The organism is Synechococcus lacustris Maggiore-St4-Slac (genome assembly GCF_024345595.1).
Taxonomy (GTDB): Bacteria; Cyanobacteriota; Cyanobacteriia; order PCC-6307; family Cyanobiaceae; genus Synechococcus_D; species Synechococcus_D lacustris.
In genome coordinates, this window is sequence record NZ_JAGQBK010000011.1 from 24,833 (window position 1) to 40,477 (window position 15,645).

Genomic DNA, 15,645 nt, shown 5'->3' on the forward strand with positions numbered 1-15,645 from the left:
CTACTAATTTGATCTGGTATTGCGGTAGAAGCGCATTACAGCCAAGGCCAAGCTGCGCGGTTCATGGCGCAGGGTTCCCCTACTGGCCCTGCCGGCGCTGCGTTGTTTCTTACCTTGCATCGCCGCCAACATCACTTCATAGCCCTGGGCCCTTAGGGCCTCCACTTCGCAATGAACCGGTTCAGCGCCTCGGGCGCGGTAATAGTTGAGCTCAGGGCCACTGGCCAGATCCTCTTGGGCAAGCACCGCATCAAATAAACGCCGCTGCACCCCATGGGTGGCGAGTTGCGCTTCGATTGCCCGCAGGTGGCCTGCCACATCAAGGCCGTCGGTTTCGCCCGGTTGGGTCATGAGGTTGCAGATATAAAGCCGTGGTGCTTGGGAGCGGCCAATCGCTTCCACCAGTTGGGGCACCAGCAGATTTGGCAACAGGGAGGTGTAGAGGCTGCCGGGGCCAAGCACGATTAAATCCGCCTGGGCAATCGCTTCAAGGGCCCTTGGTAGAGCCGCCGGCCGTGGCGGGGTGCAACCCAGCCGCACGATTGGGCTATCGGCCTTACCAATATTTGATTCCCCCTCCAGGCGCCTGCCATCTTCCAGTTCAGCCCAGAGGCGCACATCAGAGCTGGTGGCTGGCACCACCTGGCCCTGCACCGCAAGCACCTTGCTGCTGGCGGTGATCGCCGTTTCCAAGCTGCCGGTGATTGCTGTGAGGGCAGATATGAATAAATTGCCGAAACTATGGCCCTCTAAACCACTGCCGGCGGTGAAGCGATATTGAAACAACTTTGTTAGCAGCGGCTCCTCCCGCGCCAGGGCCGCCAGGCAATTGCGAATATCTCCAGGCGGTTGCACCCCCAGTTCCCGGCGCAGCACCCCGCTGCTGCCGCCGTCATCGGCCACCGTAACGATCGCCGTGAGATTGCTGCTGTAGCGCTTGAGGCCACTCAAAAGCGTGGATAGCCCGGTGCCGCCACCGATGGCAACGATATTTGGACCCCGGTTTAGGCGTCGTTGGGCCACCAGGGCATCCACCAGGGCGGTTTCGCTTTGATGGGGCGCCAATGCCCTTTGAATCGAGCCAAAACTACGGCTTTGACCAAGCAGAATTAGGCCTGCTCCCACCACCAACACCAATGGACCAGTGAAACCTTGCCCGGCCCCGGCTAGGGAGCGCAACAGGGTTTCAATTGCCGTGATCGTCCAGTAGATCGGTTTGAGGTCTGCCCAGATGGCAGCCCCCAAGAGGGCCATCACCAGCCCCAAGGCTGAGGTGAGCACCCAGCGCTTCACCACCAGGCCCGGTTGCAACCATTGCACCGCGCGCCTGGAGCGTTTTACCAATTCGTCGCGGCGGTGGTGATCGCCGGCTGGCTGAGCCATGGCGCTGGCCTTGGCAGCATCAACTTGTCACTGTAATGAGAAGAGCAACCCCTAAATGACTAAATCCCGCGCTGCCTTCAACCATTCCCACCTGCCCGTGGTGGAGCTGCGGGGTGTGAGCTTGAATCGCGGCAGCAGAAGGATCCTTTCCGATCTGCATCTGCAATTGATGCCAGGGGAGCGGCTGGCGATTGTGGGCCCCTCCGGAGCAGGTAAAACCACAATCCTGCGCATGTTGGCGGGTTTGGAATTGCCCACTGCCGGCGAATTACTGCTGTTTGGTGAGCACCAGAGCTACATGCGCCTCGATCAGAGCCATCCCCCTGATGTGCGCCTGGTGTCGCAAAGCCCTGCGTTGCTCGCCTCCCTTTCAGTGCTGCAAAACGTTGGTTTCTTGCTCTACCGCGATGGCCGCCTTGGGGAAGCTGAGATCAAGCGGCGGGTGGCCCGCTGCCTCGATGCCGTTGGCCTTGCGGGCACGGAGGAGATGATGCCGGCGGAACTATCTGGGGGCATGCAAAAACGGGTTAGTTTCGCCCGCGCCATGGTGGATGATCCCGGCGCTGGCCAGGATTTCCCCCTGCTGCTGTTCGATGAACCCACGGCGGGGCTTGATCCGGTGGCTTCCACCCGCATTGAGGATTTGATGGTTACCACCACAAGGGTTGCCAATGGCACCTCTGTGGTGGTGAGCCATGTGCTCAGCACAATTGAAAGGGCCGCTGAACGGGTGGTGTTGCTCTATGAAGCCGAGTTGCGCTGGCAGGGTTCTGTGGAGGAATTCCGCTGTTGTACAGATCCCTATGTGGTTCAGTTCAGAACCGGTAGCCTGAGCGGACCAATGCAGCCCAAAGAGCTCTACTCAGCTAATGCGTCGAAGCCTTAAAGAAGCCAGCATCGGGTTTTCACTTTTGGCGGCCATCGCCGGAGGGGTGGGGCTCTGGTTTTGGCTTTCCGGTTTTTTGTTTGGCAAAAAAAGCTATCCGATCCAGATGCGTTTTGCCGATGCCTCCGGTTTGGCCAGCAAGAGCACAATTACCTTTCGAGGTGTGCCTGTGGGTGTTGTGCGCAAGGTGTCGCCCCAGGGGAACACGGTGCTGGTAGAGGGCCGAATCACAGATACGCAATTGCTTCTACCCCGGCCGATCAGCGCCCAAGTGCGCAGTGGTTCCCTGTTGGGGGGTGATGCGCAAGTTGCTTTAGAAACCAGCTCCATTGCAGCCCCTAAGGGCCCTGGCCCCCTAGCGAGCAATTGCGATCCAACTTTGATCGTGTGCGCCAATGGCCTGGTGCATGGGGTGCCCACCCCAAGCCTCACCTCAGTGATGGGGATGATGCAAAACCTATTGGCAAAAGCAGAACAACAAGATTTGATCACTAAGGGCGCCACAACGCTCACGGAAGTGAGCAAAACATCTAAGGCATTTGGCATCACAGCAAAACGGGCCGATGCAGTGCTCGTGAGTGGCAATCAATTGGTATTGCAATTGCAACAGGCGGTGAAGGAAGCTGATCCGGTTATTAAAAATCTCAAACTGGCTACAGCCCAAGCCAATGCCACTTTGAAGCACACAAATAATATAGTTTCCGCCTTTGATAATCCCAAAACTATTAATGAGCTAAAGCGCACTGTTAGCAATGCAGAACAGCTCACCCGCCGCTACGACGCCATCGGTGGCGATGTGCAAAAACTGAGCGGTGATCCAAATTTTGTTAATGGGCTGCGCAGTGTAACCGTGGGACTGGGTAAATTCTTTGATGAGTTATATCCAGAGCTGCGTAAACCAAGCAAAGGCAGTTAAATTTAGCCTTAAAGATTATTTGATTATTTTTTATCGTTTTAGGGCACCGAGGGCGATGGCTGCAATTGCTTGGTCGCTGGCTTTTGGCAATTGCACGTAGCGGCCCCCCGCCGCTTCCGCTAACTCTTTACCCATGCCACTGCCAATAAATTTGCGTTCGGTATCGATAACTAAAAGCTCTATTCCCAGCAAGCGATAACGGCCGGCCACCTGCTTTAGTTCCTCTTTTAGATCAACCGTTGTTTCCGCTTCTGGTAACCCCAAGGAGCGAGAGAGGGGCACATTGCCGCGGCCATCGGTGATTGCCACCACCACCACCTGAGCTAGGTCGCCACTTTGCAAGGCATTAGCCCCCACCCTTGCCGCTTGGGCCAGGCCATGGGCCAGGGGCGATCCACCGCCGCAAGCCATGGTTTCCAGCCGTCTTTTAGCTGCGGTGATCGAGCGGGTGGGGGGTAGCAACACCTCAGCCTGTTCGCCGCGAAAGGGGATGAGGGCTACTTCATCTCGGTTTTCATAGGCCTCGGTAAGCAAGCGCAAAACAGCACCTTTGGCGCTTTGCATTCGATTTAGGGCCATCGAACCGCTGGCATCCACCAGAAATATCACCAGGGCGCCAGCTTTACGTTGTAATTGTTTTGCTCGAATGTCTACTTCTTTAACAATTAATTTGCGCCCCGGTTGTTGCTCCCGTCTGCTTTTTTGATATGGCGCTGCAGCCCGTAGGGTGGCATCAACGGCAAGGGGCCCCCCGGGGCCCCTTGGAATTATGGGCCTCACATAACGGCCGCGGCTATTGCTAAGTACTAAACCCCTGGCACCACTTCGCGCCGCCTTACTTTTTGCTGCTTGAAAGGATAGTAATTCTGGATCGATTGCAATCGCTTCCGCATCCAACATGAATTCTTCCGGCACTGAGGGTGGTTTATCTACTTCAGCTTCGTTGTTGTTTGGATCATTTTCGGATTCGTTCTCAGCTTCGTTTTCATCTTCAGCTTCAGCTTCATTTTCTTCTTTATCTGTTTCTTTGTCTTTTTCTTCTGCTTGATTTTCGCTGTTGTTTGCTGGGGGGGGAGTTGCTGGTGGTTGCTGCTCTGGTTGTTCCTGGGGTTGTTGCAATTTTGCCCGAGGTGCAATTACTAAGCGCACCGCCAGTTGTAGATCCTCCGCTTCCACGCGATCTCTAGCTTCAAGGGCCGCATGGGCCTTGGCCACCCTCAAGGCATACAACTCAGCGCGATGACCCTCAACGCCGCCGCGCAGGGCTTCCTCCACCAAATAGTTGATTTGGGCGCCAGTTATCACCACATCCGGCAACCACTGGCGGGCTAAGAGCAGTTGGGTGGCAATCGCATCGGTTTCCTCCTGCCACTGCTGGCGAAAGGCGCTGCTGTTTTCGCCATAGCCGATAGCCGCTTCTGTGATCGACACCCGTTCAGCTGTAGTAACCGTTTGGTTGGCGGAAAGGGCGATGGCAAAACGATCGAGCAGATGGTCTGCCATGGCGCCTTCCTCTGGATTGAAGGTGGCAATCAGCAGCGGCTGGCAGGGGTGGCAAACACTTAAGCCCTCCCGCTCCACTTGATTAACGCCTGAACCCACCGCCGCCAGCAGCAGGTTTAGGGCATTCATATCGAGCAGATTTAATTCATCGATGTAGAGCACCCCCCGGTGGGCCTCGGCCAGCAACCCCGGTTGAAACACAGTGCTTCCCTCCGCCAGGGAACGGGCCACATCCACCGACCCCAGCAAGCGATCTTCCGTAACCCCCAGGGGCACCTGCACAAATGGGGCCGGAATTATCCGGCTGGCTTGGCTGCCATCGGGTTCCGCATTAAGGCTGCCTTCAATAATTTCAATCGCTGGCAGCAGCGCGTGTAAACCCCTGGCCAGCACGGATTTACCGGTGCCCCGGCCGCCGGCGATCACCACGCCGCCTAAACCGGGATCAACGGCCGCCAGCAGCAGGGCCAATTTCAAAGTGGGATGGCCCGTGATGGCCGCCAGGGGGAACACCTGGCTTGCGGTGGAAGGCAGGGCGGTCATGGGGCCCAAAATCCACTCCAGCATCGCAGCTTGGCCGCTGTTATATCAGGAATGCTGGCAGCTGGATTTAGCGCTTTTGATGGCTGGGGCCAATGCAACGCAACCGCTGGCTGAGGCAGCAGCCATCGCCCTTGGCAGCAATTTGGGGGATTGCCTTGCCTTGCTGGGCGCAGCCCGCCAGGGCCTAGGCGCCCTGGCGCAGCCTGGATCCCTGCGTTGTTCACCCCTATTTCGCACGGCGCCGGTGGGGGGGCCAGCGGGCCAACCAGCCTTCCTTAATGCTGTGGTGTTGCTGCAATGGCTTGGCAGCCCTGAGCAATTGCTGGCGGAACTACAAAAGCTTGAGGCGGCAGCCGGTAGGCAGCGTTTGGTGGCTTGGGGGCCCCGCAGTTTGGATTTAGATCTGCTTTGGTGTGGCACAGCAAAACGGTTTAGCCCCCAGCTGCAATTGCCCCATCCACGGCTATGGGTGCGCCGCTTTGTGCTCGAACCATTGGCAAGCCTTGATCCCAACCTCAGGCCACCGGGGCAAAAGCTCACGGCGGCAGAACTGCTGGCTGCTTTATTGCTTGATTGCAGTGAACCAGCGCCGCAACAGCTCCCCGCCACAGCGGTTTGGCCCGATTAATCGCCAAACTGGATTGAATTGAGCCCAAGCCTTGGCATCCCTTCCCCCGCAGGAACCAGCTGAATTGCTTGAAACGGTGGCCTGCCTTTCGGTGCGCAAGCTGCGCATGGAAATTCAACATTTGCGCTTACCGCTCGGGGTGGAGGGCACCTATGGCTGCATTCGCCATCCAGGCGCGGCCTTGGCGGTGCCGGTGTTGGCCGATGGCAGGGTGGTGCTGTTGCGTCAATATCGCTTTGCCGTTCAGCGGCGCATTTTGGAATTTCCAGCGGGCACCCTTGAAGCTGCTGAAGCGCCCCAGGCGGCCATGGAGAGGGAATTGCAGGAGGAGGCCGGCTATTGCGCCATGCGTTGGGATCCCCTCGGCCTACTGCTGCCCTGCCCTGGCTATTCCGATGAGGTGATCCACCTGTTTTTAGCTCGCAACCTGCAGCCGCTGGCCACTCCCGTTGCCGCCGACCACGACGAAGACATTGAAGTGCTTTTGATGGCACCAGCTGAGTTGGATGCAGCCCTGGCCAGCGGCGCTGAACCCCTTGATGGCAAGAGTGTTACCGCCTGGTTCCGGGCCAAGCAGTTGCTGGGTTTGCACTGACATGACTGCGTTGCCCCCCCGCTGGCTGTTTTGGCATCGCCGCGACCTGCGCCTTGCCGACAACTTGGGCCTGGCCTCCCAAGCCGCCAGCAGCCCAGCCCTAACTGGCCTTTATGTGCTGGATCCAGCTGAATTGCAGCACCCCACCATGGCGCCCGCCCGCCGTTGGTTTTTGCTGGAGTGTCTGGTGGAATTGCAGCAGCGTTGGCTCGCTGCCGGTAGCCGCCTACTGGTGTTGCAGGGCGATCCGCTTTTGCTGGTGCCCCAGCTGGCCCAATTGCTTGCGGTGGAGGGGGTGGCCTGGAACCGTGATGTGGAGCCGTTAGTACGCCAGCGCGATAAAAGCCTTGCCCAATCCCTTAAGGCAGCTGGGATCAAGGTGGCAGCTGATTGGGATCAATTGCTGGTGCCACCGGAGCAATTGCGCACTGGCGCCGGTGACCCCTACAGGGTTTATGGCCCCTATTGGCGGGCCTGGCAACAGCAGGCCAAGGCGGCACCGCTGGAGGCACCCAAGGCTCTGCTCGACCTAACAGCAACCCAGCAGGCTTGCCTTGCCGCCATGCCCCTTGTTCACACCCTGCCAAGGGAACAGTGGCCAGGCGCTGGGATTTGCCCCTGTTTGCCGGGGGAAACGGCCGCCCTTGGCCAATTGCAGCAATTTGCCGATGGGGCATTGCAGCACTACGAGGAAGGTCGCAATTTGCCTGCGGAGGCCGGCACTTCTTGCCTTAGTGCTGCTTTGCGGGCCGGCAGCCTTAGTGCCCGCACCGCCTGGGCAGCCAGCTTGGAATGCTTAGAGAATTGCCGCAGTGATGAACAGCGCCAATCAATTCGGGTGTGGCAGCAGGAATTGGCCTGGCGTGAGTTTTATCAACAGGCCCTGTTCCATTTCCCTAGCCTTGCCGATGGCCCCTATCGGCCCCTATGGAGCCAGTTCCCCTGGGAGAACAACGGCCAGTGGCTAGAGGCCTGGCGGCAGGGCCTCACCGGGGTGCCAATTGTTGATGCAGCGATGCGAGAGCTGGCGGAAACAGGCTTTATGCACAACCGCTGCCGCATGATCGTGGCTTCTTTTTTAGTTAAAGACTTGATTTGTGATTGGCGCTTTGGGGAGGCCTGGTTCATGGCCCTTGAAGTGGATGGTGATCAAGCTGCCAATAACGGCGGTTGGCAATGGAGTGCCAGCAGTGGCATGGATCCAAAACCGCTGCGAATTTTTAACCCCGCCACCCAGGCGCGCAAATTTGATAGCGATGCGGTGTATATCCGCCGCTGGCTGCCGGAACTGCAACATGTGAATAGTGCTGATCTAATCAGCGGTGAAATCGCACCCCTAGAAAGCCGTGGCTATCCGGCGCCATTGGTGAGCCATCGCCAACAGCAGGCCCATTTCAAAGCCCTATACGCCTCCCTGCCTAGGCCTTAGGCAGGTTGCAGCAATTGAGGCCATCGCGGCAGATTTTGCCGTTGCTCATGGCCCAATTCACCAGGGCTACCCGGTTGCGGGAGCCGGTTTTCGTGAAGATATTGCTCACGTGGTTATCAACCGTGCGTTTACTGATCGAGAGCTTTACGCCGATCTCATGGTTGGTGAGCTCCGCCGCCACCAATTCGATGATTTCCAGCTCCCTTTCGGAGAGATGGGCGTCCATAGCCTGCGCCCCAGCAACACTTGAGCAGTGTAGGCAGCCTGGGAAGATATCCAAGTTATTAGGCAGGTATGGCCCCAGGTTTTGAACAGGCCTTAGCGGGCCCTAGGCCGGTAATTACCGCTGAAATTACACCGCCCCTAGGGGGAGATCCCAGTAGGGCACTGGCGGCAGCCGAGAGTTTGCGGGGGTTGGTACAGGCATTCAACGTTACCGATGGCAGCCGAGCGGTGATGCGCATGGGCAGCCTTGCCCTTTGCAAATTGCTGCAGGAGCGCGGCCTGGAGCCAGTGCTGCAGCTGGGCTGCCGCGATCGCAATCGCATTGGCCTCCAGGCGGAACTGCTTGGAGCCCATGCCCTGGGGCTGCGCAATGTGTTGTGTTTAACCGGTGATCCGGTGCGGGCTGGCAATCAACCCCTGGCGCGGCCTGTATTTGATTTGGAATCGGTGCGTTTGTTGCTGCAGGTGCAGGCCCTTAATCAGGGTTTGGATCCCCTCGGTAAGGTGCTGCCCGATGGCCCCACAAGCCTGTTTGCCGGTGCCGCCGCTGATCCGCAATCGCCCAGCTGGAGTGGCCTCAAAAGCCGCACAGCGCGGAAGGCGGCAGCAGGCGCCAGGTTTTTACAAACCCAAATGGTGATGGATCCCGAGGCATTGCGGCGTTTTTGTGGAGAGATAACAAACCCCCTCGGTTTACCGGTGCTGGCCGGGGTGTTTCTTTTGAAATCAGCCAAAAATGCCAGTTTTATCAATCGTGTGGTGCCAGGGGCCCAGATCCCCCAGGCCTTGATCGATCGCCTTGCCGCTGCCGCCGATCCCCGCTTGGAGGGGATCCGGATTGCCGCTGAACAAGTGAGCAGCTATTGCAAAATTGCAGCTGGCGTGCACCTGATGGCGATTAAGGCTGAGGAAAGCCTGGTGGATGTATTAGCCCTTGCCGAGATCTGAACCGAGCAATTCGGCCAGGGCCTTTTGTTCCGGTGATGGCTGCACAAGGTCTTGGCGGCGGGCATCGGTGATCAACCAGTCGAGGGCGGCCTCCTGCACATCGATATGGTCGCCGCTGCGATCAACGCAATAGCGGCCAAAAACCAACTTTTCCACCAGGCGAACGCCAGCGCCGATGCGGGAATAATCAAAAATAATGGAGTTATCAATTGTTGCCCCGGCGCAGATATGACAACTAGGGCCAATCATTGCTGGACCAATGATTGAAACACCATCTTCTATTTTTGTCATGCCGCCCACATAAACAGGCCCTTCCACATGGATTTTATCCCAATTTGCAGCAACATTTAGGCCGGTGTAAATTCCAGGCCTCACCTGCTTGCCTGGAATCGTTACCTGCCTAACTTCACCTTGCAAAACAGATCGAATCGCCTGCCAATAATCGGGAACTTTACCAATATCAACCCATTCAAATTCCATTGGCAAGGCGTAAAATGGCAACCCTTCCTCCACTAATTTAGGAAACAGATTTGCGCCAATGTCGTAGGGAATATCGCTAGGGATATGCTCGAATATCTCAGGCTCAAATATATAAATGCCAGTGTTTATCTCGTCGCTTAAGGCATCGTCTATGGCGGGTTTTTCCTGAAATGCTTTTACCCTTCCCAGTTCATCTGTTACCACCACGCCATAGCTGCTTACCTGCTCCTTTGGCACCCGTTTCGTTACTAAAGAAGCCAAGGCTCCTTTCTGGCGGTGGCGTCGCACCGCTTCGCTGAGATTTAAATCGATTAGGGCATCACCACAAAGCACCACAAAGGTGTCGTCGAAAAAACGTTGAAAGTTTTGAATCTTTTTTAAACCGCCTGCGGAACCAAGGGCATCACCAATTAATTCACCATCTTCAATGCGACCCTCAAAGCTATAGGCAATCTCCACGCCAAACCTTTGGCCATCGCGGAAATAGTTTTCAATTTCTTCTGCTAAATGCGACACATTTACCATCACTTCCGTGAAGCCATGCTGACGTAATAATTCCAGCAGAAATTCCATCACTGGTTTCTGCAAAATAGGAATCATTGGCTTGGGAATGGTGTGGGTGATCGGCTGCACCCTCGTTCCTTTTCCCGCCGCCAAAATCATGGCCTTCATGGCGGATATCTCAACAGATCAAGTAAGCGTATCAATGCTTTCCTAGGCGGCTTGCAGTTCACGGGCCGGCTGCGGCGCTGACCCTATCCAGCTAATTTCCTGCTGCACCCCCTCGCCGGCCTGTAATAAACAACGCAAACGCAATGGGCCAAATAGCTGGGAGCCATCTTGCTCAAGATCCACCCGCCCTTGGGAGCAAAGAAAAAGCAGGGCCCAAAACACCCCAACCCGATCGCTATCAAGGTCGGCGGGGGCTGCTTTTCCCCAGGCGGTTACCAATTGTTCAAAGTCAACCCAGCTGGTGCCAGGGCCCCATTTCCCCAGAAAAACACTGAGTGCTGCTGTGGTTTCAGGCAGCTTTTCCCTGTGGGCCAGGGCTGTTACCTGGGCAATCGCCTCGCGATCGGAATAGCGCTTCGGGGCCTGGCGCCGTTGCCGTGGTCCCTGTTCCTCCAGGCGAGTGGCGATATCCTCCAGCTGCTGAATCAATTCCCCCAGGGTTACGGGCCTTTGTAGGGGTGGTGGTGCCACCGTTCGCCGCAGTAGCAACCGTTCCGGCCGCGCTGGTAATTGCAGCAGCTGCGGCCAATCCGCTTCGAGGTTGAGCAAATCATCCTCTTCGGGGCAAGGCAGTTCTTGGGCAAAGGTGCGCTGCTCCAGGTGTTCGGCCTTTAGGGACACAAGCACCGATGCCGCTAAAAATGCTTCGCTACTTTCTGCTAAATCTTGTTCATAACTGCCACCCGCTGCTGCCACCAGCCTTGGCAACTCAAGTTTTTGACGCAACTGATCTAAAAAACCATCAATTACTGCAATAACATCAACATCCCAAGGGTCGATATCGCCCCGTTCCGCTGCATCTTGCAGTAAGCGGATGGCCACACGGGCCCCACTGTCCCCCGAATGGGTCAAAGGGGTTTAAGGCCAACTGGGCGCAGATTAACCTGCGCAGCTAGGCAGTGCCAGGGGCATTAGTTCAATTGCGGTGCCATCCGGAAGGGGAAGGGCGGTGCACTGGCCGCCTTCATTTTGGATTCATCAACCGCCACCAATTGTTCAATCGTGGCCCTGTAGGTGTCTGTAACTAACCTGGGGTAGAGGCCGATGCCAATAATTGGCACCAGCAGGCAAGAGATGATGTAGATCTCCCTGGGTTCAGCATCCACCATGTTGGTGTCTGCCAATACTGGATTTTCCGTACCAAAAAATATTTCTCTCAACATTGAAAGCAAATAAATAGGCGTGAGGATCACACCCACGGCCGCTAAACCATCGATCACGATCCTGAAGGGCAGGCTGTAGGCGTCGTCGGTGGCAAAACCCACAAACACCATCAATTCCGACACAAAGCCACTCATCCCAGGCAAGGCAAGGGATGCAAGCGAACAGATGGTCCAGAGCGCAAACATCTTGCGCATTTTTTGACCCACCCCACCCATTTCATCCAGCTGCAGGGTGTGGATGCGGTCGTAGGTGGCCCCCACCAGGAAAAACAAACTGGCACCGATCAAGCCATGGCTGATCATCTGCAGCATTGCGCCGCTTGCCGCGAGTGGCGAGAAACTACCAATACCAATCAGCACAAAGCCCATATGGCTAATTGAGCTGTAGGCAATTTTGCGTTTTAAGTTGCGTTGGGCAAAGGAGGTGAGCGCCGCATAAATAATGTTCACAACCCCCAAAATCACCAGTAGGGGCGCAAATTGCACATGGGCTTCCGGGAACATCGAAGCGTTAAAGCGGAATAAGGCATAGCCGCCCATCTTGAGCAGGATCCCGGCTAGCAGCATGTGCACAGGCGCTGTTGCTTCCCCATGGGCATCAGGCAGCCAGGTGTGCAGGGGCACAATCGGCAGTTTTACGCCAAAGGCGATTAACAACCCGCCATAACAAAGCAATTGAAAGCCAGTGCCCAGGTGTTTAGCCGCTAGTTCGCTGTATTCAAAACTTGGCGTGCCGCCGCCGGCAAAGGCCATTGCTAAGGCCACCAGCAAGATAAAAAGTGAACTGCCGGCGGTGTAAAGGATGAATTTTGTGGCCGCATATTGGCGTTTTTTACCGCCCCAGATCGCCAGCAATAGATAAACAGGCAGCAGTTCCAGTTCCCATGCCAGGAAAAACAGCAGCATGTCTTGCACTGCAAAAACTGCTATCTGGCCGCCATCCATGGCCAGCAATAGGAAAAAGAAAAGTTTTGGCTTGAAGGTAACGGGCCAAGCCGCAAGGCAGGCCAGGGTAGTGATGAAGCTGGTGAGCAATATCAAGGGCATCGAGAGGCCATCGGCCCCCACCGACCAACCCAAACCCACCTGGGGCAACCAGGAAACCCGTTGGTAGAGCTGTAGCCCAGCCACATCAGGGTCGTAGCCCCGCAGGTAGGCAGCAACCGTGATCAAAAATGTGGTGAGCGTTACCCCAAGGGCATACCAGCGCACAATTTTGCCGTCGCCTGGATCAGGAATGAAAAAGATCAGCAGGGAGGCCGTTATCGGCAGCAAGATGGCTGTTGTTAGCCAGGGAAAGGCGTCCAGATCCTTGGCAGCGTCTTGAGGGAGTGTAGAAATTACTAGCCAACCGTGCATTCACCGGTTGGGTTTGACACACACATCTCAAGCTTGCTCGCCGTTAGCCGAGGGAGCCAAAGATCACCACAAGGCCAATCACACCGCCAAACACGATCAAGGCATAGAACTGGGCCCTACCGGTTTCGAAATACTTCAAGCCCTCACCACTGCCAAGGGTGAGCAAGCCTGTGAGGTTCACAACCCCATCCACCACCTTTGCATCCACCTCAAGCACCTGCTTTGCCAACTTGCGGCTGCCCTGCACAAATAGTTTTTCGTTTAAGGCATCCAGATACCACTTATTGGCAAGAAAGGCATTGATGCTGGGGAAGCGAGCGGCAACGGCCTTAGCAAGGTCGATTTTGTGCAAGGCATAGGCCAGCACAGCAATGCTGATGCCCGTTAGGGAAATCGCCACCGATGCGCCAGCAAGGGGAAGAAATTCAGGCCAGCTAAATGCTGCTGCCATTTCTGTTGCCTCCTTTGGATCAAGCAAAGCGGCAAAGCGGCTATGCCAAGGGGTGCCAAGCAGGCCAATCAGGATTGAAGGCACCGCTAAAACCACCAGGGGCAAAGTCATCGGCCAGGCCGATTCATGGGCCTTGCTGGCATGGCCGCCCTTATCGCTTGCTGGTTTACCAGCTGCTGCGAGCAGTTCCTGGCGCAATTGCAGATCAGCGCCGCGGAAGGGCCCCTCAAAGGTGAGGAAATAGAGCCGGAACATGTAAAAAGCTGTCATCCCGGCCGTTAGGAAACCCACAACCCAGAGCAGTGGGTAGCTGTTGAAGGCTTGACCAAGAATTTCGTCTTTACTCCAGAAGCCCGCCAAAGGTGGGATGCCACTGATGGCAACGCAGCCGATCAAAAAGGTGATCGCTGTGATCGGCATCTGCTTACGCAGCCCGCCCATTAAGCGCATGTCTTGGGCAAGGGCCGGTTCATGGCCCACCACCTCTTCCATGGCATGGATCACCGAACCGGAACCCAAAAACAACATCGCCTTGAAGAAGGCATGGGTTACCAGGTGGAACATGCCGGCGATCGGAGCGCCGCAACCCATGGCCAGCATCATGTAACCCAACTGACTCACGGTGCTGTAGGCCAACCCCTTTTTCAGATCCATCTGGGTGAGGGCGATGCTGGCCCCTAGGAAGCAGGTGATGGTGCCAATTACGGCGATCACCGTTTGCACATCTGGGAAGAGGCCATAGAGGGGTTCAAGCCGCGCCACCAAAAACACCCCAGCTGCCACCATCGTTGCCGCATGGATTAGGGCTGATATGGGCGTTGGCCCTTCCATGGCATCGGGCAGCCACACATGCAGGGGGAACTGGGCCGATTTGGCCATGGGCCCCATAAAAACAAACAGGCAAAGGGCAGTTGCTGCCCAACCAGACACGCGGCCATCTGCCATGGCAGCACTAAGGCCCGTGGCGATGCCTTCGAAATCAAAACTGCCCGTGGCCCAAAACAAGCCGAGTATTCCGAGGAGCAGGCCGAAATCACCAACCCGGTTCACCACAAAAGCCTTTTGGGCCGCGTGGGCTGCCCCCTCTCTGTCGTACCAAAAGCCCACCAATAGATAGGAACACATCCCCACCAATTCCCAAAAAACGTAGATCTCCAGCAGGTTTGGGCTGATCACAAGCCCCAACATCGAACTGCTGAACAGGGCTAGGTAGGTGAAAAAACGCACATAGCTTTTGTCGTGGGCCATGTAGCCATGGGAATAAACCATCACCAACACAGCGATGGTGGTTACCAAAGCCAGCATCACAGCCCCTAGGGGATCAACCCTGAAGCCCATCTCAAGGTTGAAATCACCGGCACTAGCCCAATTGAACAGGGCCTCATAGGGGCCAGCGCCCCGCAACTGTTCAGCCAAAACGGCAAAACTCAATACCCCTGAGGCGCCCACACAGCTGAGCAGCAACAAAGCCACGGGCTTGCGTAAACGATTAACGGTGCGGTTGAAGCTGATCAGCCCCAACCCCACAAACACAGCTCCCGCCAGCGGTAACACGGGAATTAACCAGGCAACCTCGGCAGCCGAAGGCATCTGAAACGGCAGGCGGGTATCTGGAGTGTAGGCAGCACAGCTAATGAAGCCAGTGGCCAATCCAAGAACGGGCAAAAGTTGTGGCCCCTAGCCCAATCCAACGGTGGGCAAACCAGAAGCTGGCAATGGCGATGGCAATACCCAATTGGGCTGGCCTTAAAAATTCAGTTAGCACCAAGCTCTGGCGGCCATCCAGCACCGCCCGAAAGGGAATTACTGAAGTGTTTGCCTGCAATTCTTTGAAGCCATCGCCAAATCTGGCCGCCAGGCGCCGATCACCATTCCATACGGCAAATAAATGGTGGGCAATCAAACCAACACAAGTAACCAGCATGAAGCTGCTGCCGATCCAAAGCAGATGGGTGAAGCACCAGAGCACTTGGCCCACCGCCTGGGGATGGCGGCTGATGCGAATAATGCCGCTGGCATAAAGCCGCACCTTTGGTTGTTGCAATGCCGGTATTTCCAGCAGGTTGTAGGTGGCTGGATACAGAAAGAAAAAGCTAACGGCGGTGCCAGCCCACACCAGGGGCACAATCCAGGCTTGATCCTGCAGATTCCAAAGCCGGAGGCCGTCGTAGCGATGGGCCAAAAAGTAACCAACTAACACCACCGCTGCCGGGATGCTGATCGCTGCAAAGAGCAGCCGCCAGGCCCGTTCGCCGATGCGGGCTGCACCCCAATAACGCAGGGAGGCGCCACCGCTGTGCAAAATTGCAAACACCAACAGCAAAGCCAGCATCACCAGGCTGCTGTTGTGCAGGGTGGAAGTAGCCATCCAACTAAGGCCATTGGAAATTGCACCCTAGAGTTA

Annotated in this window: 14 protein-coding genes; 6 read left to right on the forward strand and 8 right to left on the reverse strand. The window is 56.4% G+C overall.

All coding sequences use genetic code 11. The features are described from left to right. Positions 1 to 3: 3 nt before the first annotated feature. Positions 4 to 1,383 (reverse strand): gluconeogenesis factor YvcK family protein, encoded by a 1,380-nt coding sequence (locus tag KBY68_RS08970; RefSeq protein WP_106500240.1) that lies wholly within the window; start codon positions 1,381 to 1,383, stop codon positions 4 to 6. A 55-nt stretch (positions 1,384 to 1,438) separates the two neighbouring features. Here KBY68_RS08970 and KBY68_RS08975 point away from each other — a divergent pair, with 55 nt between their 5' ends. Together KBY68_RS08975 and KBY68_RS08980 are read left to right on the forward strand one after the other, a co-directional pair. Then, positions 1,439 to 2,269, forward strand: a complete 831-nt coding sequence (locus KBY68_RS08975; RefSeq protein WP_255096859.1) for an ABC transporter ATP-binding protein — start codon at positions 1,439 to 1,441, stop codon at positions 2,267 to 2,269. Then, positions 2,253 to 3,185: an MlaD family protein gene (locus KBY68_RS08980; RefSeq protein ID WP_255096860.1), complete on the forward strand. Its 933-nt coding sequence runs from the start codon at positions 2,253 to 2,255 to the stop codon at positions 3,183 to 3,185. Before KBY68_RS08975 ends, KBY68_RS08980 begins: the two co-directional genes overlap by 17 nt. A 30-nt stretch (positions 3,186 to 3,215) precedes the next feature. Here the strand turns inward: KBY68_RS08980 and bchD are convergent, their stop codons facing one another. After that, on the reverse strand, positions 3,216 to 5,231 hold the full coding sequence (gene bchD, locus KBY68_RS08985; RefSeq protein WP_255096861.1) for a magnesium chelatase ATPase subunit D: 2,016 nt from the start codon (positions 5,229 to 5,231) through the stop codon (positions 3,216 to 3,218). Here bchD and folK point away from each other — a divergent pair. The 3 genes from folK to KBY68_RS09000 are packed head-to-tail and all read left to right on the forward strand — an operon-like array spanning position 5,230 to position 7,883. Then, a complete protein-coding gene (gene folK, locus KBY68_RS08990; protein WP_255096862.1) occupies positions 5,230 to 5,859 on the forward strand; it encodes a 2-amino-4-hydroxy-6-hydroxymethyldihydropteridine diphosphokinase in 630 nt (209 codons plus the stop codon). The two genes, bchD and folK, sit on opposite strands and share 2 nt — an antisense overlap. A 31-nt stretch (positions 5,860 to 5,890) precedes the next feature. Further along, positions 5,891 to 6,454, forward strand: a complete 564-nt coding sequence (locus KBY68_RS08995; RefSeq protein ID WP_106500233.1) for an NUDIX hydrolase — start codon at positions 5,891 to 5,893, stop codon at positions 6,452 to 6,454. Between the two features lies 1 nt (position 6,455). Next, entirely contained in the window at positions 6,456 to 7,883 is a 1,428-nt protein-coding gene (locus KBY68_RS09000) for a cryptochrome/photolyase family protein (RefSeq protein WP_255096863.1), read from the forward strand. On the opposite strand, the gene pedR is transcribed toward KBY68_RS09000, so the two are convergent. Continuing rightward, a complete protein-coding gene (gene pedR / locus KBY68_RS09005) occupies positions 7,873 to 8,109 on the reverse strand; it encodes a photosynthetic electron transport-dependent transcriptional regulator PedR (protein WP_106500231.1) in 237 nt (78 codons plus the stop codon). The genes KBY68_RS09000 and pedR overlap by 11 nt on opposite strands. Positions 8,110 to 8,177: 68 nt before the next feature. Between pedR and KBY68_RS09010 the strand changes: the two genes are divergently transcribed. After that, on the forward strand, positions 8,178 to 9,056 hold the full coding sequence (locus KBY68_RS09010; RefSeq protein ID WP_255096865.1) for a methylenetetrahydrofolate reductase: 879 nt from the start codon (positions 8,178 to 8,180) through the stop codon (positions 9,054 to 9,056). Here KBY68_RS09010 and KBY68_RS09015 read toward each other — a convergent pair. From KBY68_RS09015 to KBY68_RS09035, 5 genes are all read right to left on the reverse strand, one after another. Further along, the gene (locus KBY68_RS09015) at positions 9,036 to 10,208 is read right to left on the reverse strand and encodes a nucleotidyltransferase family protein (protein WP_255096866.1); all 1,173 of its coding nucleotides are present in this window, start codon (positions 10,206 to 10,208) and stop codon (positions 9,036 to 9,038) included. The genes KBY68_RS09010 and KBY68_RS09015 overlap by 21 nt on opposite strands. Positions 10,209 to 10,250: 42 nt before the next feature. Beyond that, positions 10,251 to 11,090 carry a segregation/condensation protein A gene (locus tag KBY68_RS09020; protein WP_255096868.1) on the reverse strand — a complete coding sequence of 280 codons (840 nt, stop codon included), beginning with the start codon at positions 11,088 to 11,090 and terminating at the stop codon, positions 10,251 to 10,253. Between the two features lie 89 nt (positions 11,091 to 11,179). Further along, positions 11,180 to 12,739: an NAD(P)H-quinone oxidoreductase subunit 4 gene (locus tag KBY68_RS09025; protein WP_255096893.1), complete on the reverse strand. Its 1,560-nt coding sequence runs from the start codon at positions 12,737 to 12,739 to the stop codon at positions 11,180 to 11,182. A 94-nt stretch (positions 12,740 to 12,833) separates the two neighbouring features. Beyond that, positions 12,834 to 14,831, reverse strand: a complete 1,998-nt coding sequence (locus tag KBY68_RS09030; protein ID WP_255096869.1) for an NAD(P)H-quinone oxidoreductase subunit 5 — start codon at positions 14,829 to 14,831, stop codon at positions 12,834 to 12,836. A 40-nt stretch (positions 14,832 to 14,871) separates the two neighbouring features. After that, a complete protein-coding gene (locus tag KBY68_RS09035) occupies positions 14,872 to 15,609 on the reverse strand; it encodes an NnrU family protein (RefSeq protein ID WP_255096870.1) in 738 nt (245 codons plus the stop codon). Between the last annotated feature and the right edge of the window lie 36 nt (positions 15,610 to 15,645).